Annotated in this window: 16 protein-coding genes and 3 pseudogenes; 10 read left to right on the top strand and 9 right to left on the bottom strand. The window is 34.9% G+C overall.

The window, feature by feature from the left end:
* Positions 1-2: 2 nt before the first annotated feature.
* From arcC to C3V42_RS04295, 5 genes and pseudogenes are all read left to right on the top strand, one after another.
* Positions 3-934 (top strand): annotated as a pseudogene (gene arcC / locus C3V42_RS04315) (carbamate kinase).
* A 105-nt stretch (positions 935-1039) separates the two neighbouring features.
* Positions 1040-2569 carry a YfcC family protein gene (locus C3V42_RS04310; RefSeq protein WP_106013799.1) on the top strand — a complete coding sequence of 510 codons (1530 nt, stop codon included), beginning with the start codon at positions 1040-1042 and terminating at the stop codon, positions 2567-2569.
* 147 nt (positions 2570-2716) lie between these two features.
* Positions 2717-2965 (top strand): annotated as a pseudogene (locus tag C3V42_RS04305) (Type 1 glutamine amidotransferase-like domain-containing protein); the annotation flags it as partial.
* 17 nt (positions 2966-2982) lie between these two features.
* Positions 2983-4278 carry a C4-dicarboxylate transporter DcuC gene (dcuC, locus tag C3V42_RS04300; RefSeq protein ID WP_106013798.1) on the top strand — a complete coding sequence of 432 codons (1296 nt, stop codon included), beginning with the start codon at positions 2983-2985 and terminating at the stop codon, positions 4276-4278.
* Positions 4279-4347: 69 nt separating this feature from the next.
* Positions 4348-4581 (top strand): annotated as a pseudogene (locus C3V42_RS04295) (amidohydrolase); the annotation flags it as partial.
* Between the two features lie 151 nt (positions 4582-4732).
* Here the strand turns inward: C3V42_RS04295 and hisS are convergent.
* The 4 genes from hisS to hdcC form a co-directional block, all read right to left on the bottom strand.
* On the bottom strand, positions 4733-5992 hold the full coding sequence (hisS, locus tag C3V42_RS04290) for a histidine--tRNA ligase (protein WP_106013797.1): 1260 nt from the start codon (positions 5990-5992) through the stop codon (positions 4733-4735).
* A 2-nt stretch (positions 5993-5994) separates the two neighbouring features.
* Entirely contained in the window at positions 5995-7347 is a 1353-nt protein-coding gene (locus C3V42_RS04285; protein WP_106013796.1) for an amino acid permease, read from the bottom strand.
* 64 nt (positions 7348-7411) lie between these two features.
* Positions 7412-8563 (bottom strand): histidine decarboxylase, encoded by a 1152-nt coding sequence (locus C3V42_RS04280; RefSeq protein ID WP_106013795.1) that lies wholly within the window; start codon positions 8561-8563, stop codon positions 7412-7414.
* Positions 8564-8587: 24 nt separating this feature from the next.
* Positions 8588-9949, bottom strand: a complete 1362-nt coding sequence (gene hdcC, locus C3V42_RS04275; protein ID WP_106013794.1) for a histidine-histamine antiporter — start codon at positions 9947-9949, stop codon at positions 8588-8590.
* 443 nt (positions 9950-10392) lie between these two features.
* Between hdcC and cpdB the strand changes: the two genes are divergently transcribed.
* Positions 10393-12366: a 2',3'-cyclic-nucleotide 2'-phosphodiesterase gene (gene cpdB / locus C3V42_RS04270; RefSeq protein WP_005635324.1), complete on the top strand. Its 1974-nt coding sequence runs from the start codon at positions 10393-10395 to the stop codon at positions 12364-12366.
* An 85-nt stretch (positions 12367-12451) separates the two neighbouring features.
* On the opposite strand, the gene C3V42_RS04265 is transcribed toward cpdB, so the two are convergent.
* Positions 12452-12844, bottom strand: a complete 393-nt coding sequence (locus C3V42_RS04265; RefSeq protein WP_005635322.1) for a MerR family transcriptional regulator — start codon at positions 12842-12844, stop codon at positions 12452-12454.
* 24 nt (positions 12845-12868) lie between these two features.
* Positions 12869-13546, bottom strand: a complete 678-nt coding sequence (locus C3V42_RS04260) for a cation diffusion facilitator family transporter (RefSeq protein WP_005638352.1) — start codon at positions 13544-13546, stop codon at positions 12869-12871.
* A 503-nt stretch (positions 13547-14049) separates the two neighbouring features.
* Here C3V42_RS04260 and mnmG point away from each other — a divergent pair.
* The gene (gene mnmG, locus C3V42_RS04255; RefSeq protein ID WP_106013793.1) at positions 14050-15939 is read left to right on the top strand and encodes a tRNA uridine-5-carboxymethylaminomethyl(34) synthesis enzyme MnmG; all 1890 of its coding nucleotides are present in this window, start codon (positions 14050-14052) and stop codon (positions 15937-15939) included.
* A 117-nt stretch (positions 15940-16056) separates the two neighbouring features.
* Here mnmG and C3V42_RS04250 read toward each other — a convergent pair whose 3' ends face one another.
* The 3 genes from C3V42_RS04250 to C3V42_RS04240 all read right to left on the bottom strand — a co-directional run bounded on the left by C3V42_RS04250 (position 16057) and on the right by C3V42_RS04240 (position 21951).
* The gene (locus C3V42_RS04250; protein WP_106013792.1) at positions 16057-17715 is read right to left on the bottom strand and encodes an ABC transporter ATP-binding protein; all 1659 of its coding nucleotides are present in this window, start codon (positions 17713-17715) and stop codon (positions 16057-16059) included.
* A complete protein-coding gene (locus C3V42_RS04245; protein WP_106013791.1) occupies positions 17708-19453 on the bottom strand; it encodes an ABC transporter ATP-binding protein/permease in 1746 nt (581 codons plus the stop codon). The genes C3V42_RS04250 and C3V42_RS04245 overlap by 8 nt, the downstream gene beginning before the upstream one ends.
* A gap of 140 nt (positions 19454-19593) precedes the next feature.
* Entirely contained in the window at positions 19594-21951 is a 2358-nt protein-coding gene (locus tag C3V42_RS04240) for a TonB-dependent hemoglobin/transferrin/lactoferrin family receptor (protein WP_106013790.1), read from the bottom strand.
* A 216-nt stretch (positions 21952-22167) separates the two neighbouring features.
* On the opposite strand from C3V42_RS04240, the gene hemC reads away from it, so the two are divergent.
* Genes hemC through C3V42_RS04225 form a run of 3 tightly spaced genes read left to right on the top strand, consistent with a single transcriptional unit; the run spans position 22168 to position 25113 of the window.
* Positions 22168-23097 carry a hydroxymethylbilane synthase gene (hemC, locus tag C3V42_RS04235; RefSeq protein WP_106013789.1) on the top strand — a complete coding sequence of 310 codons (930 nt, stop codon included), beginning with the start codon at positions 22168-22170 and terminating at the stop codon, positions 23095-23097.
* A gap of 12 nt (positions 23098-23109) precedes the next feature.
* Entirely contained in the window at positions 23110-23856 is a 747-nt protein-coding gene (locus C3V42_RS04230) for a uroporphyrinogen-III synthase (protein ID WP_106013788.1), read from the top strand.
* Between the two features lie 9 nt (positions 23857-23865).
* Entirely contained in the window at positions 23866-25113 is a 1248-nt protein-coding gene (locus C3V42_RS04225) for a uroporphyrinogen-III C-methyltransferase (protein ID WP_106013787.1), read from the top strand.

Genomic DNA, 25113 nt, shown 5'->3' with positions numbered 1-25113 from the left:
GTATGAGAATAGTTATTGCATTAGGCGGTAATGCGTTATTACGACGCGGAGAGCCGCTGACAGCCGAAAATCAACGACAAAATGTTCGCATTGCTTGTGAGCAAATTGCTAAGATTTGGCCAAATAATGAATTAGTAATTGCGCACGGTAATGGCCCACAAGTCGGTTTGCTCACCTTACAAGGTGCTGCCTATACTGATGTACCAACCTATCCTTTAGATGTATTAGGTGCAGAATCAGTAGGAATGATTGGTTATATGATTCAACAAGAACTCGGTAATTTAGTTCCATTTGAAGTGCCATTTGCAACTTTATTATCTCAAGTAGAAGTTGATATCAACGACCCAGCTTTCAAAAATCCAACTAAACCATTGGCCCTGTTTATACGAAAGAAGAAGCTGAACGTTTGGCAAAAGAAAAAAATTGGTCTATCGCACAAGATGGTGATAAATATCGTCGTGTTGTGCCAAACCCATTACCAAAACGTATTTTTGAAATTCGTCCAGTCAAATGGTTACTTGAAAAAGGCAGTATCGTAATTTGCGCGGGTGGCGGTGGTATTCCGACCTATTATGATGAGCACCATAATTTACAAGGTGTTGAAGCTGTTATCGACAAAGATTTATGTTCAGCTTTACTTGCAGAAAATCTTGACGCTGATTTATTTATCATCGCAACAGACGTTTCCGCAACTTTCGTAGATTGGGGTAAACCAACTCAAAAAGCAATTTCTGTCGCATCACCTGAAGCCATTTCAGAACTTGGTTTCGCTGCAGGTTCCATGGGACCAAAAGTACAAGCCGCGATCAACTTTGCGAAACAAACAGGAAAAGATGCAGTAATAGGCTCTTTATCTGATATTGTGGACATTGTGAAAGGAAAAGCTGGTACTCGTATTACTAAAAAAGCTGAAGGTATATCCTATTATGCTTAAATAATAAAAGAACTTTGAGAAATCATTCTCAAAGTAAAAAGTGCGGTCGGTTTAACCGATGTTTTTACCAACCGCACTTTAAACGTTAAACATAAGGAGCTCGCTATGGATGCGTCCAAAAAGAAGAAAACATTTAATTTCCCATCAGCGTTTACCATTTTATTTGCAATATTAATTCTCGCTGTTGGATTGACCTGGGTAATTCCATCCGGTTCATATTCAAAATTAACATATAACTCCACAGATAATGTTTTTGTAGTCAAAGCTTACGGCGTTGACGATAAAACTTATCCCGCCACAACAGACACCCTTGATAATCTCAATATCAAAATAAAACTCTCCAACTTCACCGAAGGCGTGATCAAAAAACCAATCGCTATTCCTGGTACCTATCAACGTGTAGAACAACACCACAAAGGCATTGAAGACATTACTAAAAGTATGGTAGAAGGAACCATTGAAGCCGTTGATGTCATGGTCTTTATCTTTGTATTAGGGGGAATGATTGGTGTCATTAACCGTACTGGTTCTTTTAATGCTGGTTTGATGGCTCTGGCGAAGAAAACCAAAGGTAATGAGTTTTTTATTGTATTCAGCGTATCCGTCTTAATGGTGTTAGGTGGCACAACATGTGGTATTGAAGAAGAAGCGGTAGCATTCTATCCGATTCTGGTGCCAGTATTCTTGGCTCTGGGATATGATGCGATAGTCTGCGTAGGGGCAATATTCCTTGCTTCATCTATGGGAACTGCATTCTCTACAATTAACCCATTCTCCGTTGTTATCGCATCAAATGCAGCTGGTATTCAATTTACTGAAGGTATTGGTTTCCGTGCTCTAGGTTTAGCTTTAGGCGCAACTTGCGTAATCGCATATCTTTATTGGTACTGTAAAAAAATCAAAGCTGACCCAAGTTTTTCTTTCACTTACGACGATCGCGAAGAATTTCGCCAACGTTATATGAAAAACTTTGATCCAAATGCAACTATCGCATTCTCAGTTCGTCGCAAATTAATCTTAATGCTTTTCTGTATTGCATTCCCTATTATGATTTGGGGTGTAATGGTTGGCGGATGGTGGTTCCCTCAAATGGCTGCATCTTTCCTTGCCATTACTATCATCATTATGTTTATAAGTGGCTTGTCTGAAAAAGATATTGTGGAATCCTTCACAGAAGGCGCATCAGAATTAGTAGGCGTGTCCTTAATCATTGGCCTTGCTCGTGGCGTAAACTTAGTGCTCGAACAAGGTATGATTTCTGATACTATCCTTGATTATATGTCTAATGTGGTTAGTGGTATGCCAGGTAGCGTATTCATCTTAGGCCAATTAGTCGTATTTATTTTCCTAGGTTTAATCGTACCGTCTTCTTCTGGTTTAGCTGTACTTTCAATGCCAATTATGGCGCCACTTGCTGACTCAGTGGGTATTCCACGCGATATCGTGGTTTCCGCTTACAACTGGGGACAATATGCAATGCTATTCTTGGCTCCGACAGGATTAGTATTGGTGACACTCCAAATGTTGCATATTCCATTTGATAGATGGGTTAAATTCGTGATGCCAATGATTGGATGCTTATTATTAATCGGATCTATTTTACTGGTAGTACAAGTATCCTTATATAGCGTTTAATTAGTCAAAATTGCCGCCTAGATCACAGTTTTTCTAGGCAGTTTCTTTTATAATAAGTTATCTTTTTTGTTAGTATAAAAAGGATTTACTATGCTTAAAAAATGTTTCGATAATATCGATACTCGTATTCTTAAAGCATTGCAATTTTTTCCTCATCAAATTAATCCGCACTTTATTTCAGGTAAAATGCAAGGCCACAATGGTGAAAGCCGAGAAGAACGTTTGGCAGAATTTTTACTCGTTAATCCAACCGCACTTGTATATGCATTGCCTGAAGGTTCTGCGCTTCATATACAAAATGAAATGGCAACTGTGTTGGGTGAAAATCCTATTTTGTGCTTCAGTGAAAATATGGAATGTGGCACATTTGACATCAATACAACTTTTTCTTATTAACTTAAAAGGAACATATAATGGAATTATTTAAATCCATCGTTGCAGTGGTTGGCATTATTGCCACAATTTATTTTCTGATTAAAAAAGCCGAAACCCGAACCGTTTTGATTGGTGTTGGTTTAATAATGTCCATTCTGACGCTTAATCCAATGGGCGCATTAGATGCTTTTGCCAAAAGCATGACATCTAGCGGATTAATTATGGCTATCTGTTCTAGTATGGGTTTTGCTTATGTAATGAAATACACTCAATGTGATACTCATCTAGTGCATTTACTTACTAAACCATTAAGCGGATTAAAATTCTTCTTAATTCCGATTGCAACAGTCATCACCTTTTTCATCAATATTGCTATTCCTTCTGCTGCTGGTTGTGCAGCTGCGGTTGGCGCAACATTAATTCCTGTTTTAAAAAGTGCGGGTGTTCGACCAGCTACTGCTGGGGCAGCTATTTTAGCAGGAACTTTTGGATCAATGATGAGCCCAGGTTCTTCTCACTCAGCAATGATTAGTGAAATGTCAGGCTTAACTATCGCTCAAGTAAACCTTTCACATGCGCCATATAACATGATTGCGGGAGCAATAGGTGCCGTTGTTTTAACAATTCTTGCACTTGTTTTTAAAGATTATGGTGAACAACATCGCCAAGCTTATCTTGCAGAACAAAAAGAAAGTGAAATTAAAGTTGTTGAAGGCGTCAATGTACTTTATGCCCTTGCACCGTTAATACCATTAGTTATTTTAGTAATTGGTGGAACGTCATTACAAAAAGTGCCGGGTCTTGAATGGACTAAGATGGGCGTTCCTCAAGCGATGCTTATTGGCGCAATTTACGGCATTATAGTAACTCGTATTTCCCCAGTAAAAATTACTGAAGAATTTTTCAATGGTATGGGAAATTCTTATGCAAACGTACTTGGTATCATCATTGCAGCCAGCGTATTTGTAGCAGGATTAAAATCTACGGGTGCAGTTGATGCTGCAATTTCTTTCTTAAAAGAATCCAACGAATTTGTACGTTGGGGGGCAACAATTGGACCATTCTTAATGGGCTTAATTACAGGCTCTGGTGATGCAGCAGCGATTGCCTTTAACAGTGCTGTCACACCACATGCTGTAGAACTCGGCTACACTCACGTAAATCTTGGTATGGCAGCAGCCATTGCAGGTGCAATCGGTCGTACAGCTTCACCAATTGCAGGCGTAACCATTGTTTGTGCAGGCCTTGCGATGGTAAGCCCAGTAGAAATGGTAAAACGTACCGCACCAGGCATGATACTTGCTGTTTTATTCTTAGCATTATTTATGTTGTAAAAATAGTAAAAAATTGACCGCACTTTATTTAAGTGCGGTCTGTTTTTATAGACTTTTAGAGGAAAAAAAATGAACTTAGATTTAAATCAACTTATTAAATGGCGTCGTGAATTTCATCGTTTTCCAGAAATTGGTTGGAGTGAATTTTGGACAACTTCTCGCATTGCGGATTACTTGGAAGACTTAGGTTGTTTTGAAATTTTTCTTGGCAAACAAATTATAAATCCAGACTTTGTTCGTGGACGAAAACAAGCCGTAGTAGATAAAGGCTTAGCTAATGCAAAAGCCTATGGAGCCAATGAAATTAGTTTATTCTTGGTGTAGATAGTACTTATGATTCATTATGAAACTAAATTTTATTTTGATAAAAATTAATTTATTACTAGAGTATAATATTTATACTTATTTTATAAAAATAAAATGACCAATAAATAACATATTGGCCATATAATTATCATTTAAAATAAAACATTAAAAAATCAACTAGTTTATCTAAATCTATAATAGATTCATTTCTAGAATGCATATCTTTAACTTTTACCTTATTTAATAAAATCTCATTTTCACCGATAATGATACAAAATCTTGCATTCTGTTTATCTGCACGTTTTAGTTGAGATTTGATAGATGTATGCTCAAAATCTTGTTTTACATTAAATCCTGCGTATCTAAGTTTTTGAGACACTAATAATCCACACTCAGTTGCTTTTTCTCCTAAATGTATTATATATATTAAATCACTATTTTTTGGAATTATTTTTGTATCTAACATATCTAATACTCTTTCAACACCCATTGCAAAACCAATACCAGGTTTTGGTTCACCTCCAAGCTCTTCTATTAATCCATTATAACGACCACCAGCACAAAATGTTAATGGAGAACCACTATCATAACTAACCCACTCAAAAACTGAATTATTATAATAATCTAACCCTCTAACTAATCTCGTATTTTCAACATAGGAAATATTTAATTTTTCTAAAATATTTAACCACTTTTGATAATGAGATAAACTATCTTTTCCTAAAAATTCAATTAATTTTGGAGCATTATTACATACATCCTGCATAGACTCATTTTTGGAATCTAAAACTCGAAGGGGATTACTATATAATCTTCTACGTCCATCTTCATCTAAAACATCAATGTTATCTTCTAAATATTTAATTAAAACACTTCTATAATTAGATCTTTCAACGATAGTTCCTAAAGTATTAACTTGTAACTCTATATTTTTAAAACCAAATTGATCCCAAAGTTCTTTTGTCATTGAAATCATTTCAGCATCTATATCTGGCCCTTCTAAACCCAAAGCTTCAACTCCAACTTGTGTAAATTGGCGGTATCTTCCTTTTTGTGGTTTTTCATGTCTAAACATAGGTCCCATATACCATAACCGTTGAGTAGAATTATATAATAAATTATTTTCTAAACAAGCTCTTAGACATGCTACTGTACCTTCTGGTCTTAATGTTAGTGCATCTTTATTTAAAGAGTCTACAAAAGAATACATTTCTTTTTCAACTATATCTGTAGCTTCACCTATAGAACGAATAAATAAATTAGTATTTTCTAATATAGGCGTTCTAATTTGCTCATACCCATATTTTCTCATCCAATCTACTATTATTTTTTCAAAAAATATCCATTTAGGTGATTCACTAGGTAGTACATCTTTCATACCTTTAATAGATTGATATTTAAGGCTCATAACTATTCTCCTTTAACATGACCATTAAACTTACTACTAATAATAAAAATTATTGAAATCATTATTAGACCAATTAATGTAGAAACTTTTGTTTCTTTATTTAAAAACATAAATAAAACAATTATAAAAAGAAACACAATAGAAAACAAAACAGAACTATTTTTTAATAAAACCCCTATAAAGTTATTTAAAACATTATTTTTCATAGAAACCCAAGAAAACAATATTACAAACCATACAAAAATAGTAATAACACTAGCAGCAGAAGCTACAAAAATAAAAACATGATCAGAAAAAAAATAATTTAAAAAAATACCTAAACATAGTATAAAAGCTATTAACAAAACAACTATCCAAGGAACATTATATTTAGAAACTTGAGATAATATTTCTGGAGCATGATTTCTTTTTGACATACTATAAATCATTCTACTCGCACTAAATACATCACTATTAATAGCTGAAATTGAAGCTGAAATAACAACAATATTTAAAATATTAGTTGAATAAGGAATTCCTATATATTCAAAAATAGTAACAAAAGGACTTTTTGAACCATCTAAATTATTCCAAGGAACTATAGTTAAAATAATAAATATCGTAAATATATAGAAAAAAAGAATTCTAAAAGGAATAGAGCGAATAGCAACAGGAATAGTTTTACTAGGCTCTGCAGTTTCTCCAGCGCTAATACCAATAATTTCTATCCCTCCAAAGGAAAATGCTATTATAGATAAACTGTAAAGAAAACCATCAATCCCATTAGGGATAAAACCTCCATAATTTATCAATTTATTAACACTCGCTACTTGTTCTAAACTATCTTTACTAGATTCAGTATAAAATAATAACCACAATCCAACAACTATCATAAAACCTATAGTAATAACTTTTATGATAGTTAACATAAATTCCAATTCTCCAAATACCCTTACATTGACTAAATTAATAGCAGTAATAAAAAAAATAACTAACGATATCCAAATCCAAGAATCAACTTCAGGATACCAAAACTTCATATATATACTAAAAGCAGTTAAATCAGCAATACAAACAATAATCATCTCTAAGACATATGCCCAACCAGTTACAAATCCCCATTTTTTTCCTAAATAGATAGAAGCATAATCTCCAAAGGTATTTCCTATAGGTGTATTCAAAATTAAATCACCTAATGATTTCATTACTATATAAATAACAAATCCTACTAGAATATAGCCAAATATAACTGATGGTCCAGCAAGTTTTATAGATTCAGAAGAACCATAAAATAGTCCTGTACCAATAGCAGAACCCAAAGCTAAAAATTGAATATGTCGTAAAGTTAAACTTTTATTAATTTCTCTCTCACGCATAAAAACTCACATTAATTTATAAATAAAAGGCTACCAATAACTTTATGGTAGCCTTTATTCTTAATTATATTTTATCTTGGCAATTGATTTTTTTATAATTTTCAATCAATTCGTCGCATAATTGTTCTACCCTCTCTGTTTCCCATTCATTATGAGCAGTTGTAACAATATGAACTTCATTTCCAGATGGAGCTAATGACCATTTTTCCCAAATATCTTCTTCTGGACGAGGAACGACTACTGTAATGGAGTTTTTATGTTTCCATGCATTATAACCAGCTGCACGAATTCTATTTACCACATGATCAGCCATTGCTAAGCATCTAGATATTCTAGCTTTAAAATCATCAAAGGTATGCCCTTTAATTGCAGTCCATAATACTAATGGAGTATGTCCATTACGAGAACCAGTAATTGTTTTATCGTGTGCCGCAATATAATCTACCTCAACTGTAATATTATCAACTAATTTTCTACGACCAATAGCAATACCACATGGAATAGGTGAAGCAAGCATTTTATGTCCAGAAACGCCAATAGAATCTAAACCATCAGCAAAGGTATGTGGTTGAGGATCATCAACAAATGGTAAAATCATTCCGCTTAATGCTGCATCTCCATGAATATAATAATCTTCACGTTTAAAACCTGCTTTTGCCATAAGATCTTGAATTTTATTTATATCATCAATTGCACCATGTACTGTAGATCCTAAATTTGCTAAAATAATAGGATGTTTTTCACCTGATTTAACAATTTTATTAATTAAATCTTCATAATTGACAATACCATCTTTTTGACGTTCAACTACACAAGACTTCATTCTAAGTAATGTAACTATTTTTGCAGCTGAGTAATGAGCTTCTTTTGAATAGAATAATGTTGAATCAGGGAAAGTTTCTCGAGCTAACCAAATACCAAACATATTTCCTTCGGTACCACCATTAGTAACATACCCCCAAGCATCTTCTTTATTTATTTTAAATAAATCATAAAAGTATTCCATTACTTCTTTTTCAAACTCAAAAGTATTAAGTTTAAAATTACAATATTCAGCCCAGTCTCCACAGTTATTAAAGTTAATATTCCAGAATTTTTCTAAGACAGAATAATCTATATCTGCTGATTCAGGATAACCTAAATTAAAAAAACGGTTTTTTAAACAATATCCATAAAATTCATCTAATTTAACTTGGTCTTTCATTGAAAGTTTCATTTTAGAACTCCTTTTTTATAAAATTTAATCAACTTTTACATCTAATTCTTTGTTATTAATAAGTTTTAGAGCTGGGAATGTAAATACTGGTATCATAAATGTTACAAGTAATGTTCCCCAGAAAATAGAATCTGCACCAGAACCTACTAAGGCAAACATACAATATAAGATGCTAACGAGCACTAATAAAGTATGCCATTTATAATTACCATCTTTTTTGAGTTTTTTAGCAGTCCATAATATTGGTAATGCAGTAATAGCATACAAATATGGAAGCAAAGAACAATAAACTGACATTAAAATAACAATTTGGAATTGTTCTGCAAGATTAGGGCTTGCTGTTAATAACAATACTCCGCACATCAATACTGCAGTGAAAATTAAGCTCTTCATTGGTACATCATTTTTGTTTAATTCAGCAAACCATTTTGGAAATAATCCTGATTCTGCAGCTGCACGAGGAGCTTCCGATTGTAAAATAAACCAACCAGAGATAGAGCCAAAACAAGCAAGAATACTTAGGCCAGAAGCAATTGAACCAGCTAACTCAGAATTGAACATATATTTCACAGCATCAGCAAATGGTGCACTTGAATTTTTAAGCACTTCGTGTGGAATTATTCCAGCAATAACTGTGCTACTTGCTACATAACAAACGGCAGCAATTAATAAACCATAAACAGTTGCTTTTGGCACAGTTTTTTCTGGATTTTCAACTTGCCCTGTTGATACTACTGCTGATTCAACACCTAAAAATCCCCATAAAGCTAGAGATGCAGCAGCAATAATAGCACTAAAATTGCTGTTACCTGTATCATTAACTACTTCTAAATAAGTTTCAGGTTTAAAGTAAAACCAACCAAAAACACCTACACCAAGAATTACTGTTAATCCACAAAGAGCTGTAAATGATTGAGCAGATCCTGCTACTTTTGCACCAAATGAAGATAAAAATACATATGCCCACAAAATAGCTATTGCTACTACACAACTATAAGTTGTCCCTACGGTTGGATCTTTCAAAATAGGGAAAAAGTAAGCAAGATAACCGACACCAGCTACTAATAAAGCAACGTTACCAATCCAAGCACTTACCCAATATGCAACCGTTGACTGAAAACCAACGAATGGACCAAATGCATCTCTCGAATAAGCAACAATACCGCCAATTCTCTCATGAATAAGAGAAGTTTTAGCAAAAACCAGAGCTAATGCCATTACTCCTAAAATAGTAATGATCCATCCAAAAATGGAAATAGCTCCTATGCTACCTAAATTAGTTGGGAGTAAAAAAACACCTGACCCCATCATATTGGAGGCAGTCACAAGCGTTAAAGCTAATACACCCATCTTTTTAGCTTTTTTTGCACTTATTTCAGAACTCATATTTTATTTCCTTTAGTTCTAATTTGTTTAGTTAAAGAGTTTTAATTTATTTAAATAAATTAAGGGTTTTATATTTAAAATATATTTTCAAAATAAATTTTTGAAAATAAAAAATTTATTATAAAAATCACCTTTTTTTGTAATATGGTAAATTAAGGTATAAATTAATAGAATAGAATACATTATCTAATAGATAAATTATTAGATATTTACTATTTACATTTTTTTTCATAAATAACTCCTATATCCTTATTAAAGCTTTCAACGAAAAATCTAAACCTCAAAATTTTTCATGTCAATAGGTATATCTATATTTTTTTATATTTTTTTGATATATATCATATTTAACAAAAATTTTTACATAATTTTAACATTTTTAGTATTTTATTAAATTAATTTTATATTAAAATAAAGTAAAATTATCCAGTCAAAAGAGGAAAATAATGATAAACAGACGTCATTTTATTCAAATCGGTGCAAGCAGTATTCTTGCATTAAGTGCAAGCCGTTTTGCGACAGCAAAAGGTAAACATGATGTAGATTTACGTATTGTTGCCACTACTGACGTTCACAGTTTCTTAACAGACTTTGATTATTATAAAGACGCACCAACCGAGAAATTCGGTTTTACTCGTGCTGCAAGCCTTATTCGTCAAGCACGTGCTGAAGTAAAAAATAGCGTATTGGTTGATAACGGGGATTTAATTCAAGGTAACCCTATTGCTGATTATCAAGCTGCTCAAGGCTATAAAGAAGGCAAATCTAACCCTGCGGTGGATTGCTTAAATGCTATGCACTATGAAGTAGGAACCTTAGGTAACCATGAATTTAACTATGGCTTAGATTATTTAGCTGACTGTATCAAACAAGCTAAATTCCCAATTGTAAATGCCAACGTAGTAAAAGTAGGAACTGAAGAACCTTATTTCACACCTTATGTCATTCAAGAAAAATCAGTTGTTGATAATCAAGGTAAAACACATAAATTAAAAATTGGTTACATCGGTTTTGTGCCACCGCAAATCATGGTTTGGGATAAAGCGAACCTTCAAGGTAAAGTTGAAACTCGTGATATTGTAAAAACAGCACAAAAATATATCCCTGAAATGAAGAAAAAAGGGGCAGATATTATCGTTGCATTAGCTCACACTGGCCCATCTGATGAACCTTATCAAGAAGGCGCTGAAAACTCTGCATTCTATTTAGCGGATGTTCCACATATTGATGCGGTTATTTTTGGACACTCACACCGTTTATTCCCAAATAAAGAATTTGCGAAATCACCAAATGCAGACATCGTAAATGGTACAGTAAAAGGTGTACCAGAAAGTATGGCAGGCTATTGGGCAAATAATATCAGTGTAGTGGATCTAGGCTTAACAGAACACAAAGGTAAATGGATTGTTACCTCTGGAAAAGCGGTTCTACGTCCAATTTATGATGCAGAAAATAAAAAAGCACTTGCAGAAAATGACCCAGAAATTACCGCACTTTTAAAACCAGTTCACGAAGCGACACGTAAATTTGTTTCTCAACCTATTGGTAAAGCAACAGATAATATGTACAGCTATCTTGCATTAGTACAAGATGATCCAACTATTCAAATTGTAAACCAAGCACAAAAAGCCTATGTAGAAAAAGTTGCACCAAGTGTTGCAGCAATGGCTGGCTTACCTATTTTAAGTGCAGGCGCACCATTTAAAGCGGGTGGTCGTAAAAATGACCCTACAGGTTATACCGAAGTAAATAAAGGTGAATTAACTTTCCGTAATGCGGCAGACTTATATCTCTATCCAAATACATTAGTAGTTGTTAAAGCAACAGGTGAACAATTAAAAGAATGGTTAGAATGCAGTGCAGGTATGTTTAAACAAATTGACCCTGCAAGTGATAAACCACAATCATTAATCGATTGGGAAGGGTTCCGCACTTATAACTTTGATGTGATTGATGGTGTCAATTATGAATATGATCTAACCAAACCTGCTCGTTACGATGGTGAATGTAAATTAATTAACCCAGAATCACATCGTGTAGTGAACCTCACTTATCAAGGTAAACCAGTTGATCCAAAAGCAGAATTCTTGATTGCAACGAATAACTATCGTGCTTACGGTAATAAATTCCCAGGCACTGGCGATCAACATATTGTTTACGCATCACCAGATGAAAACCGTCAAATTTTAGCTGATTACATTAAAGTAACCAGTGAAAAAGAAGGTTCTGTAAACCCTAGCGCGGATAAAAACTGGCGCTTTACGCCAATTAAAGGCAACGATAAATTAGATGTTCGTTTTGAAACCTCACCAAGCGAACAAGCAGCTCAATTCATCAAAGAAAAAGCACAGTATCCAATGAAACAAGTGGGTACAGATGAAGTTGGATTTGCTGTATATCAAATTGATTTATCTAAATAATAATTAGAAAAATAAAATGCCGCCTGAAGATCAAAATTTAGGCGGCATTTTTTCTTCTAAAGTGCGGTCAAATTTTTCAGTATTTTTACAAATTACATTCGCTTTTCAATCCTTCTATTGCTTTACATTCCTCTTCATTATGTTCACTTTCGGTAACAATAGACTGTAAAAAATCTTTGATTTCTAATAATTGAGATATTTTATTTTCCACTTGAATCAGTTTATTAAGTACTAATTGATCTGCTTGATAATGATCTTTCATACTAAATTTAATACGATTGAGTGCCTTAATATTCTCTAAAGAGAAACCCAACGTTCGACATTTTTTGATAAATTTTAATTGTTCTACACTTTCTTCATCATAATATCGATAACCATTAGCCAATCGCTTAGATGGCTGCAATACTCCTTGCTTTTCATAGTAGCGGATAGTTTCAATATTAGTATGCGTAGATTTACTTAATTCACTAATTTTCATTATTTCCTCAAGCAATTTTTTACTTTAATGAGAATGGTCATCTAATAACAAATTTGTATTACTATCATACAAGGATTTAACTGCTCTAGAAACTGTGGAAATACCGCTGTATAAGACAAAAAGACTTAAAATACCACTAGCCACTACATCAACCCATTGCCAATTTAACCAATAAGCACTTATTCCTGCAATAATAGCAACAACCGAACCAAATAAATCTACTAAAACATGCAAATACGCTGCACGAATATTCAAATTATGGCGATTACTTTTTAGCATTATAAAAGCTACCAACAAATTAATCCCAAACCCTAGTAAAGCTACACCTAACATTGGCAAAGCGGCTATTTCTATCGGAGCCTGCCAACGTGTTACAGCCTCGATGAAAATCCAAATAGCGACCCAAACTAATGAAATTCCATTGATTAAAGCTAACCATTTTTGCCATCTTAGACTTAAAAATAATCCAATCCATGCTAAAAAAATAGATAAACTATCATTTGCCATATGCCCAGCATCAGCCATCAAAGTAAGGCTGTTAAACCAATATCCCCCTAGAAATTCAACAACCATATAAAAGGTAATAATTGCAAAACTAATGCCTAATACCATTTTATTTTTAGAGATTTGACTATGAGGGCAAGATGAATGCTGCTGATATTCTTTAGGAGTATAATTTTTTACTATAGAAACTTCTTTCATTTTATTTCCTTAACCATTTGATTTGAAGGAAGCATAAAACCTGTAGTAACTACAAAGTCAAATCATAAAACGTGCATTTAATAAAATTAATTGTTTAAAAAAACTAAATTATAGGGATTTCAATAAAAATTCATTTTTACCTGTGGATAACTCATAAATAATCTGTCATAAAACTGTTTTTACTCACTTGGTAACTTTTAGAAAAGATAAAGTTGTTAATAACTTTCCATTTTACACACAAGATTTTTAAAGAAAATGATCGCATTTTCACAAGATCTTTGGATCCTATAACACCTGTTTCCATAAGGATCGAATAAGGTTACTCACAATCACAAAAGATCTTAATAGTAACAATAATAAGATCTTTATATATAAAAAGAGATCTTATTTACTAATACAAACGTGATCTTTCAAAGGATCAATAGATCCATTATTTTTTGTCAGGTGTTTTAAATTTCTGTAGAATAACGCCAATTTTTTGATCCGAATAAATAGAGATAGATATGTTTTACACTGAAACTTATGATGTGATTGTGATCGGTGGTGGTCATGCGGGTACAGAAGCCGCGCTTGCACCAGCTCGTATGGGATTTAAAACCCTTTTATTAACACATAATGTAGATACTTTAGGGCAAATGTCTTGTAACCCTGCAATTGGTGGGATCGGTAAAGGTCATTTAGTAAAAGAAGTCGATGCAATGGGCGGTTTAATGGCTCATGCTGCAGATAAAGCAGGGATCCAATTTCGTACTTTAAATAGCAGTAAAGGCCCAGCAGTACGTGCTACTCGAGCTCAAGCTGACAGAGTTTTATATCGTCAAGCTGTTCGTACAGCATTAGAAAATCAACCTAATTTAGATATTTTCCAACAAGAAGCGACCGATATTCTGATTGAGCAAGATCGAGTTACAGGCGTTAGCACAAAAATGGGATTAACTTTTCGTGCTAAATCAGTGGTATTAACTGCAGGTACTTTCTTAGCCGGTAAGATCCACATAGGTTTGGAAAACTATGAAGGTGGTCGTGCAGGGGATCCTGCTTCTGTAAACCTTTCACATCGATTAAGAGATCTAGGATTACGTGTAGATCGTCTTAAAACAGGTACACCACCACGTATTGATGCGCGTACGATCAATTTTGATATATTGGCTAAACAGCATGGTGATGCCGTATTACCGGTATTCTCTTTTATGGGATCAGTGGATGATCACCCTCAACAAATTCCTTGTTATATCACCCATACCAATGAACAAACCCATGAAGTTATCCGTAATAACTTGGATCGCAGTCCAATGTATACCGGTGTGATTGAAGGGATTGGTCCACGTTATTGCCCATCCATTGAAGATAAAGTGATGCGTTTTGCAGATCGTAATTCACATCAAATTTATTTGGAACCAGAAGGCTTAACCAGTAATGAAGTATATCCAAACGGGATCTCTACCAGTTTGCCGTTTGACGTACAAATGGGCATTGTGAATTCCATGAAAGGTTTAGAAAATGCACGTATTGTGAAGCCAGGTTATGCCATTGAATATGATTATTTTGATCCGCGTGACTTAAAACCAACGTTAGAAACAAAAGCTATTTCAGGTTTATTCTTTGCAGGTCAAATTAACGGTACAACGGGTTATGAAGAAGCGGCAGCACAAGGTTTATTGGCTGGGATTAACGCAGGTCTTTACGTACAAGATAAAGATGCATGGTATCCACGTCGTGATCAATCTTATACTGGCGTACTGGTTGATGACCTTTGCACACTTGGTACCAAAGAACCATATCGTGTATTCACTTCTCGTGCTGAGTACCGTTTGTTATTACGTGAAGACAATGCAGACATTCGTTTAACGCCGATTGCCCATGAATTAGGTTTGATTGATGAGGCTCGCTGGGCGCGCTTTAATCAAAAAATGGAAAATATTGAACAGGAACGCCAACGCTTACGCAGCATTTGGTTGCATCCGCGTTCTGAATATTTAGAAGAAGTGAATAAAGTGCTTGGTAGCCCACTTGTGCGTGAAGCCAGCGGTGAAGATTTATTACGCCGTCCAGAAATGACCTATGATATTTTGACTTCTTTAACGCCATACAAACCGGCAATGGAAGACCGAGAAGCCGTAGAACAAGTGGAAATTGCCATTAAGTATCAAGGCTATATTGAGCATCAACAAGAAGAAATTGAAAAACAAAAACGCCACGAAAATACAGCTATCCCAGCTAACTTTGATTACAGCAAAGTGTCTGGTTTATCTAATGAAGTACGTGCGAAGTTGGAACAGCATCGTCCTGTTTCCATTGGCCAAGCCAGCCGAATTTCAGGTATCACCCCTGCTGCAATTTCAATTATTTTGGTGAATTTGAAAAAACAAGGCATGCTGAAGCGTGGGGAATAAGATTTTCTGTGTTTGAAAGTAAAAGTGCGGTGAATTTTCACCGCTCTTTTTTATAAGATTAGTTTTAAAATATAATTAAATCGCACCTTTAACAGTGCGATTTTTTCTTATATTAATTTAGGACATTCTGCCGTTTTCTATACCAATCACCTGATCACAAATTGCCATCGTGGATTGGCGGTGGCTAACGAGAATAATCAATTTTTCAGCTTTAACATCGAGTAATGATTTCAAAATCATTGCTTCGTTTAAGCTATCCAAATTGCTGGTTGGCTCATCAAGCAAGATAATCGGCGCATTATGCAAGAATGCTCGGGCAATACCGATACGTTGTTTTTCACCATCAGAGAGGTTACCGCCCAATTCCGTCATTTTTGTTTGATAGCCTTGTGGTAAGCTTAAAATGAAATCATGAATTGAGGCTTTCTTCGCCGCTTCCATAATCTCTTCTAACGTTGCGTCACGGCGCGCAAGACGAATATTTTCTTCAATGGTTTCGTTGAAAATATAGGTTTGCTGAGTAATGTACGCCATATTGTCACGCAAGCTACGAGTGTTGATATTCGGTAAGGTTTCGCCGTTAATTTTAATGCTGCCTGATTTTGGATCGTAAAAACGCATCAGCAATTTCAACAAGGTACTTTTACCGCTACCGCTTCTGCCGTGAATACCCAAAATTTCACCTTTTTTCACAGATAAGCTCACATCCGATAAAATTTGTTCTTCGCCGTAAGCAAAGTTTACATTCTCCACATCAATGCAAGAAACGTCCTTCAAATCGACCGCACTTTCTACGTCTTTTAACTCTGGTTCTTCCGCTAACAAACTTAATACACGCTCACCTGAAGCCAAAGTTTGTAATAAGTTGCTTGAAAGGTTACTTAACGCAATAACTGGCCCGTAGCTCGACATCAATAAAATCACGCCGATTAAAAAGGCAGAAAAATCAATTTTATCTAAGCTAAATAAAATTAATCCGGTAAATAGCATAATGATGTTGAAAACAGATACCGCCACTTCAGTATAAACACGGACTTTCGCTTCTTGATCTTTAATGCGCTCAAAAGCCGTATCGATTTTTTGGCTGCGTTGTTGGATTTCTGCTAAACGTTGTTGTGCATAGCCAAAAAGTTGAATTTCTTTCATACCACGCACGCTGTCGAGGAAGAAATCATTCATTTCGCCCACTAATTCACGATAACGTCTGCCATCTTCACGTGCCAATTTGGTGGTGATAATCGGTAAAATCACGCCCACTGTTAAATACGCAGCCAATGCCACAAGCACAAACCAACCTGAAAGATGCGCAAAGACCAACAATAAAATCGCAGAGGTAAAGAACGCAATCATAATTGGTGCAATAGTGTGCGCATAGAACACTTCGAGTAATTCAATATCATTGGTTACTAATGACACTAATTGCCCAGCTTGTTTGTCCTGCAACTTCACAAAAGTCAAACGGCGCAAAGAAGAAAACACTTTGTCACGCAATAATGCGAGTAATTTAAAAGCAATATAATGCCCTGACATTTGCTCTAAATAACGCAATGCGCCACGAGCCACCGCCAATACGATAAGTGCGGTCAAAATTCCAGAGAAACTTAAATGGGTATCAAAGTTTAAGAGATTCACTAACCCCATCGCACCCAGCACCATAATAAAGATGGCGGCAAGAAAACCGAGCGTACCCATAGTAATGGTAAACGCCATAATATGTGCAAGTGGAGTCACTAATTTCAACAAATGCCCCATTACAACAAAACCATTTTTACGCATTTGCCACCTCTCTAATTTGTTCTAAATCTTTTTGTTGTTGGAACATTTCAGCATACGCACCTTGTTTTGCCATTAAGGTTTCGTGAGTGCCTTGCTCAATCAATTTGCCTTGGTCAAGTACGTTAATACAGTCCGCATTTACCGCATTTGCTAAGCGGTGAGAAATCATCACAATGGTTTTTTGTTGTTTAAATTGTTGAATAAACTGCAAAATAATTTCTTCGCTTTCTACATCAATGTTACTGGTCGCTTCATCAAAAATATAAAGCTCGGCATTGTGTAATAAAGCACGCGCTAAGGCTAAACGTTGAATCTGACCGCCCGATAAATTTGCACCACAGCTTAATAGCTGCATATCTAATCCACCATTTTCGCGTACAAAATGGGCAAGATTCACTTGTTCTAAACAAGCATAAATTTGTTCATCTGTGGCATCAATTTTCGCCATCGTCATATTTTCACGCAGCGAGCCTTTAAACACGTAGCTGCTATGGCTCACCAACGATACTTTTTGATAGAAAGAAGTGCGGTCAATTTCTGAGGCATTTTGTCCATTAAACAAAATCTCACCTTGTTGCGCTTTATTAAAACCCATCAACAACGAAACTAAAGTTGATTTACCGCAACCACTTTTACCCACAAACACAGAAAGTTGATTTGGTTGAATCGTTAAAGTTAAACCCTGAATTGCTGGTTTTTCTGCAGAATACGCAAAATGTAGATCTTTTATTTCCACTTGAAGGTTATTTTTTGCTTCAAAATTTACCGCACTTTGTTGGGTTTCCACTGGCGTATCAAGCAATGTGAAAATCTTATCTGAAGCCGCTTTACCATTCATCGCCACATGGAAGAATGAACCAAGCAAACGAAGCGGAATAAAGAACTCGGAGGAAAGTAGGATAAATAAAATCACGCCTAACACGCTGAGTTGCGCATCTTGGAATTGTAATAATGCGGTTAAAATCCCAATTGCTGCGCCACCATAAGCGAGTAAATCCATAAGAGAAACTGAGTTAAGCTGCATGGTAAGCACTTTCATGGTAATTTTGCGGAAATGCTCAGCCTCTTTATCCATCTCTTTCGCTTTATAAGCATCATCTTGATAGATTTTTAACGTGATTAAACCTTGTAGGTTATCTAAAAAGCTGCTGCCTAATCCCACATAAATCGACCAATATTTTGCCAAGAGTTTTTTCGCAATTTTATTCACTGCAATAATTGACATCGGAATAAGCGGCACGCAAATTAATAAAATAATGGCTGTTTTAAAGCTGAAAAAAATCAAGAAAACAAAGAGGGTAAGCGGTGCAAGCAAGCTATAAAAAAGTTGCGGCAAATAACGCCCAAAGTAGATTTCAAGCTGTTCTACACCTTCTGATGCCACTTGGATAATGCTTGAAGTAGATTGTTGGTTCACTTGGTTAAGTGGCATAGAAGCCAATTTACGATAAATAAGGCTACGTAATTCATGCTTCACTTTTGTGCTAGCAAAATAAGACGCCTGCACTGATTTTTTACCTGCAAAAGCACGTAATGCCAATGCTGCAATTAAAATCACACCTAAACCCACCGCACTTGACATCGTCAACTCTTTAAAATAAGCGGCTTGTAAAATATAAGAAAACACGACGGCACTAATAATTCCGCCAACTAACGCGACCCAATTCCACAACACAGTGACGCCAATCCATTTTTTGCTGTCAGCCACCGTGTTAATTAGGCGTTTATCTATCATCATAATGATTGCTCCTAAAATAAAAAGAAGTACGCATAGAATTATGCGTACTTTATACGTAGGGAATGGAAGTTAGTACAATCCATACACTGAGATTATTTATGTGCGTTAATGGAAAACTATTCTCACACCCTACAAATTAATTAGAATCGAATTTCTAAAGAGGCTGCGAAGTTACGACCTGGAGCATAGAAACGTTGAAGACCTTTCCCTTGTGAATCAACTGTGTTAGTTGTAGCCCCAACTAATGGGATACCTCTTAATGAATCCCAAGTATGATAACGACGGTTAAACACATTGTATACGCCAGCTCTTAATGTTATATCTTTTGTTACATTTAGATAACCATATAAATCAAAAATCATTGCTCGTTTATTTAAATAAGGAAATTCAATACTATCTAAATAGAGTTTTTTGTGAGTTGGACATATTATTGGGGGTGCCCAATAATCACCATTAGTGTAATCTGGATTAGGAACCTCTGGAACAGTACAACGTTCATCATCTATTAAAACCTTTGCATCCTTCCCTTTTTTACCACTTAAATAAGTTAAACGACTGAATATTCCCCATTTTCCATTAGGATCTTCATAATCTAGCCCCAAAATTGCTTTTAATGGTTGAATAGATAACAAACTAGTTTCTCCCGATACTTTACCTTTTGAATATCCTAATCCCCCCATAAACTTGAATCCATTTGGAATGGATGAGGCTAATTGATGCAAATTGAGGTGTCCATTAATTTCAATTCCAGAAATATGAGCTTTATCTTTATTTACTTGCTGAGTAAACAAGGTTTCACGATTATCATAAATACCAACCGTTGTTTCATCAAACAAGAAATTTCTATATTTGGTGTAATATAAATTAACACTAAGTTTGCCTAACTCCCCTTTTCCTTCTAATAAAATATTATGCGTTAAGCTTTTTTCCGATTTTAAATTTGGATTAGCCAACCAGTTTCCCGCGGGATGCGTGTAAGTGAAATAAATTTCTGAAGCATTTGGAACTCGAAAACCACTCGATAATGTATATCCTAATTTCCATATTTCAGTCAAATTTGTATTTAATCCCACAAACCCACTTAAACCATTAAAACTTGCCTTATCAATATCAGTAGTGCAAAATATACATCTTGCATTTAAAGCTTGAGGTTTGAGTTTGTAGCGATCATAACGTATTCCTACATCAGAGCTAAAAGTATTATTCCAAGTTATTGAATCAAGCAAAGAAATATAAGTATGATTAGTTCTTATTGGTCTTTGTATTGTATTACGATTAATTTCAGTTGAAGTCACATCCTCTCTATCTATATTTATATTTCTGAAATTATGGCGAGATGTTCCTACTTTTAATGAAAATTTATGAATACCAATATCACTATCAAATTCCTTACTATCCAATCTAAAAGAAATTCGATTGAAGTCAGTTTGCATAAGACGATCATAAATTTGTCTTAATTCTTTTTTATTAAAATCAGGTAGAAATGTAGTATAGTCAGTTGGGTATGCACCTTTGTAATTTATAGCTCCAACATCTGTTTTTTGCCAATCATAATCTGTACGAAAATAGCTAATCCCTCCCTCTTGAGGAAAATATTCATAGGCTAAATTAACCATTTGACGTTTTCCCAAATCACTAGTTTCACGCCAATCGCCCTCTTGTAAATTATAAGATTTCTCATCTGTATTATTTTTATTTATTTGTCCATTTAATGATGCACTAAATTTATGAGTATCATTTAGTAAATAGGATATTTTAGCTAAATAACTATGATTAGTATGTTGAGATGGGTCTGGAATACCACGTGAACTACCATAAGTATCTAGCCCACCCTTACCATTACTTTTCATTTCATGACCACGACGTTGAGAATAAAGTAATGCAGCTTCCCATTTTCCATCTTTATAACCTAGACCTGATGTATAAATCCATTCTCGGTTTTTACTGGAATAACCGCTTTTTAATAATCCACCGAACTTATTTTCAGGTTTTACTAAATCAATAGCTTCTAAAGTATGATAATTTACACCACCACCTAAATACCCACTACCAGAGTTAAAAGAACTAGAACCACGAACAACATCAATTCCACGCACTAACTCAGGATCAATAGTCAGACGAGAGCTATTAAAGTTACCATAACGAGCGTAAAGAGAGTTTTCTTCAAAATCAGGAATAGAAACACCATCAACGCTAGTACCAACGCGATTACCTTCTACACCACGCATAGCAAAGCCTTTTAAATGGCGACCATTATCACTTATACCAACATCTGTTGTATAACGTACAAGATCTCGTGTATCACGAATCATCTCTTCACGAATAGCTCTTACATTTTTATGAATCACAGCTGGTTGAGTTTGTGTATGAGTTGTACTACTCATTTCATCCGTAACCTTAATCTCAGACAATTGCTCCTCAGCCAAAGCATAACTTGTTACAGATATCCCTGTTGCTATTAACAATAGTGTATAAGGTGTTAATTTGTATTTTTTCACAATAATTTCCTTAAGTTATATAAATGATAATTATTATAAATAATGAATTTTTTATTTTGTATATGTTTTTGATAATTATTTTTATTTTGTGATCGAGATCAAAAAATTAAGTTGAACTTTTATTTTGCTAATCATCATCACAGTACAATCAAAATGACTTTTTTTCCTAACAGTGATAGGATAATTGGCAATTTTATTATGTAAATTGAATCAATTATGACCCAATCTCGAATTGTAAAAATCGCAACGCGTCAAAGTCCTTTAGCTTTATGGCAAGCAAATTTTGTAAAAGAACGCTTAGAGCAACTTCATTCCCATTTAACTGTTGAACTTGTGCCTATGGTGACAAAAGGTGATGTGATTTTAGATTCACCTTTAGCAAAAATTGGGGGAAAAGGTTTATTTGTGAAAGAACTAGAGCATGCATTATTGGAGAAGCGAGCAGATATTGCTGTACATTCAATGAAAGATGTACCAATGACTTTTCCTGAAGGTTTGGGCTTAAGTGTGATTTGTAAACGCGAAGATCCACGAGATGCTTTTGTTTCAAATTCTTACTGTTCTTTATCTGAATTACCACAGGGTGCGATTGTAGGAACATCTAGCTTACGTCGTCAATGCCAGTTAAAACAGCTTCGACCAGATTTAGATATTCGTTCTTTACGTGGAAATGTGGGTACGCGTTTAAGTAAACTTGATGCTGGTGAATACGATGCCATTATTTTGGCTTCTGCAGGTTTAATTCGTTTAGGTTTAGCATCTAGAATAGCTTCTTTTATTGAAGTAGAACAGTCATTGCCGGCTGCAGGACAAGGTGCCGTAGGAATAGAATGCCGAATGGATGATATAGTCGTGAAAGATTTATTAGCACCGCTAGCTGATGAAGAAACAACAGCATGTGTTTTGGCTGAACGTGCGATGAATACTGCATTACAAGGTGGATGTCAGGTACCAATTGGCGGGTATGCTGTGTTACAGGGAGATGAAATTTATTTACGTGCATTAGTGGGTGATGTGGATGGTTCGTTGATTCTTCGAGCAGAAGGCAAAAGTGCGGTAGAAAATGCAGAAGAATTAGGCCGTACTTTGGCTAAACAGTTATTAGCTCAAGGTGCTGATAAAATTTTAGCAAGAATTTATGCATAATAGGGGGAAGTAATGGCTGTCTTAGTGACTCGCCCTGACGAACGTGGTAAACAATTGGTTGAGATGTTAAGTCAATCAGGTGTGGCAGCACTTCATTTACCTTTATTTACTCTAGAAGAAGGCTATGAGCTTGTTAATTTACCCACTAGATTAAATCAACTCAATGCTGGTGATTATGTGTTTCTGGTTTCTAAAAGTGCGGTGGATTTTGCTGATAAAATATTAAAAAAAACAAATAATGTTTGGAGAAAAGATTTACATTTCTTTACAGTTGGAGAACGAACCGCACAGTATTTTTCTTGTCAAAGCGAGCGCAATGTGCGTTACCCCATTTGTTCTGAAAGCAGTGAAGGTTTGTTAGAGTTACCCGAAATGCAATTTTTGCAAGGCAAACAAATTTTAATATTACGGGCTAATAGTGGTCGAGATTTTTTTCGCAAACAAGCAGAATTACGTGGAGCATTGGTAAGCTATGTTGAATGCTACCGTCGGGAGCCTCTTCTTTATGATGCAGAAGAAAAAATAAATATTTGTAAGCGTTTAGGTGTAAATACTATTGTGGCGACAAGTTTAGACATCGTTCAATCCCTATTAACATTTGTGCCTGAAAATGATCAGGCATGGTTAAAACAATGCACACTGATTACTGTAAGCCAACGTATTGCTAATTTTACGAAAGAAGCTGGTTGGGCTAATGTCGTCATTTCTCCTAAAGCAGATAACACAAGTTTATTAAATACCTTACTTAAGACTCATTAAGGAATTGATATGGCAAAGAATCAATCAAATGATATCACTGAACAAGTCAGCGATACCCCTGAAATAGTAGTAGAAAAAACGGAAGCGGAACAATTTGCAGAACAGCCGGTTCTTCAACAAACGATAGTTAAAAAAAATGGTACAGCATTAAGTTTGTTAGCTATTTTAATTGCGCTTGGTGTTGGCGGTGCTGGTTATTATATTGGCCAACAACAAGTTACAGACTTTCAGAAAAAGTTAATTGTTCTTGAAAACCAAGTAGGAGAGTCAGCCTCTCGTGTTACTTCAAATGAGAAAAATGAGCAAGTAAGCCAATTAGAAAGTGGTTTAAAAGCCATGCAGGAAAAGGTAATTCAATTAGAAGAATTTAATAAAAGTAAAACGGAAGAAATTACTACTTTACAGGCACAAATAAAACAAGTGGGTCAACTTGCAAGTGCACAACAACCAAATGATTGGTTATTCTCTGAAGTTGATTTTTTATTGAATAACGCACTACGTAAACTTATTTTAGATAATGATGTTGATACAGCTGTTTCTTTATTGAAATTAGCTGATGAAACGCTAGTTAAAATTAATAATACTCAAGCTAATTCTGTTCGTAATGCGATTAACCAAGATTTGAAGAAATTACTTTCTCTTTCTAGTGTGGATCAAAATTCAGTGATGCAAAAACTTTCACAGCTTGCCAACACAGTTGATGAGTTGCAAGTGCTTAATGTAAATTTTGATGACACCCCTGAAAATAATAATAAATTATCCGATAGTATCGAGGATTGGCAACAAAATGTTGAAAAAAGTGCTACTTCTTTCTTAAATCATTTTATTCGTATTTCGCCAAAACAAAGTGCAAATAAGAAAGAATTATTAGCACCGAATCAAGATATTTATCTTCGTGAAAATATTCGTTTACGTTTACAACTTGCTATTATGGCTGTACCTCGTCAACAGGATGAGCTTTATAAACAATCTTTAGATGCTGTGTCGTCTTGGGTTCGTAGCTATTTTGATACAAATTCTGAAACTACGCAGAACTTCTTAAAATCTGTGGATGAATTGTTAGAACTGTCTATTTATGTGGATGTTCCAGAACAATTGGCGAGTTTAACATTGCTTGATAAATATCTTAATCGCTTACCATTAGATGTACAAAAAGTAGAAATTGAGACAGATAAAGCGGTTGAAAGTATGCCGAAAGTAGAGGATACAATGCAAAAATCTGAAGATAAACCGGCAAAAGCCGAGCATCAACAATAA

The sequence above is a fragment of the Haemophilus sp. oral taxon 036 genome (genome assembly GCF_002998595.1).
Classification (GTDB): Bacteria; Pseudomonadota; Gammaproteobacteria; order Enterobacterales; family Pasteurellaceae; genus Haemophilus; species Haemophilus haemolyticus_K.
Note: the sequence above shows the minus strand (reverse complement) of the source record. Positions and strands in the feature narration are given on the sequence as shown.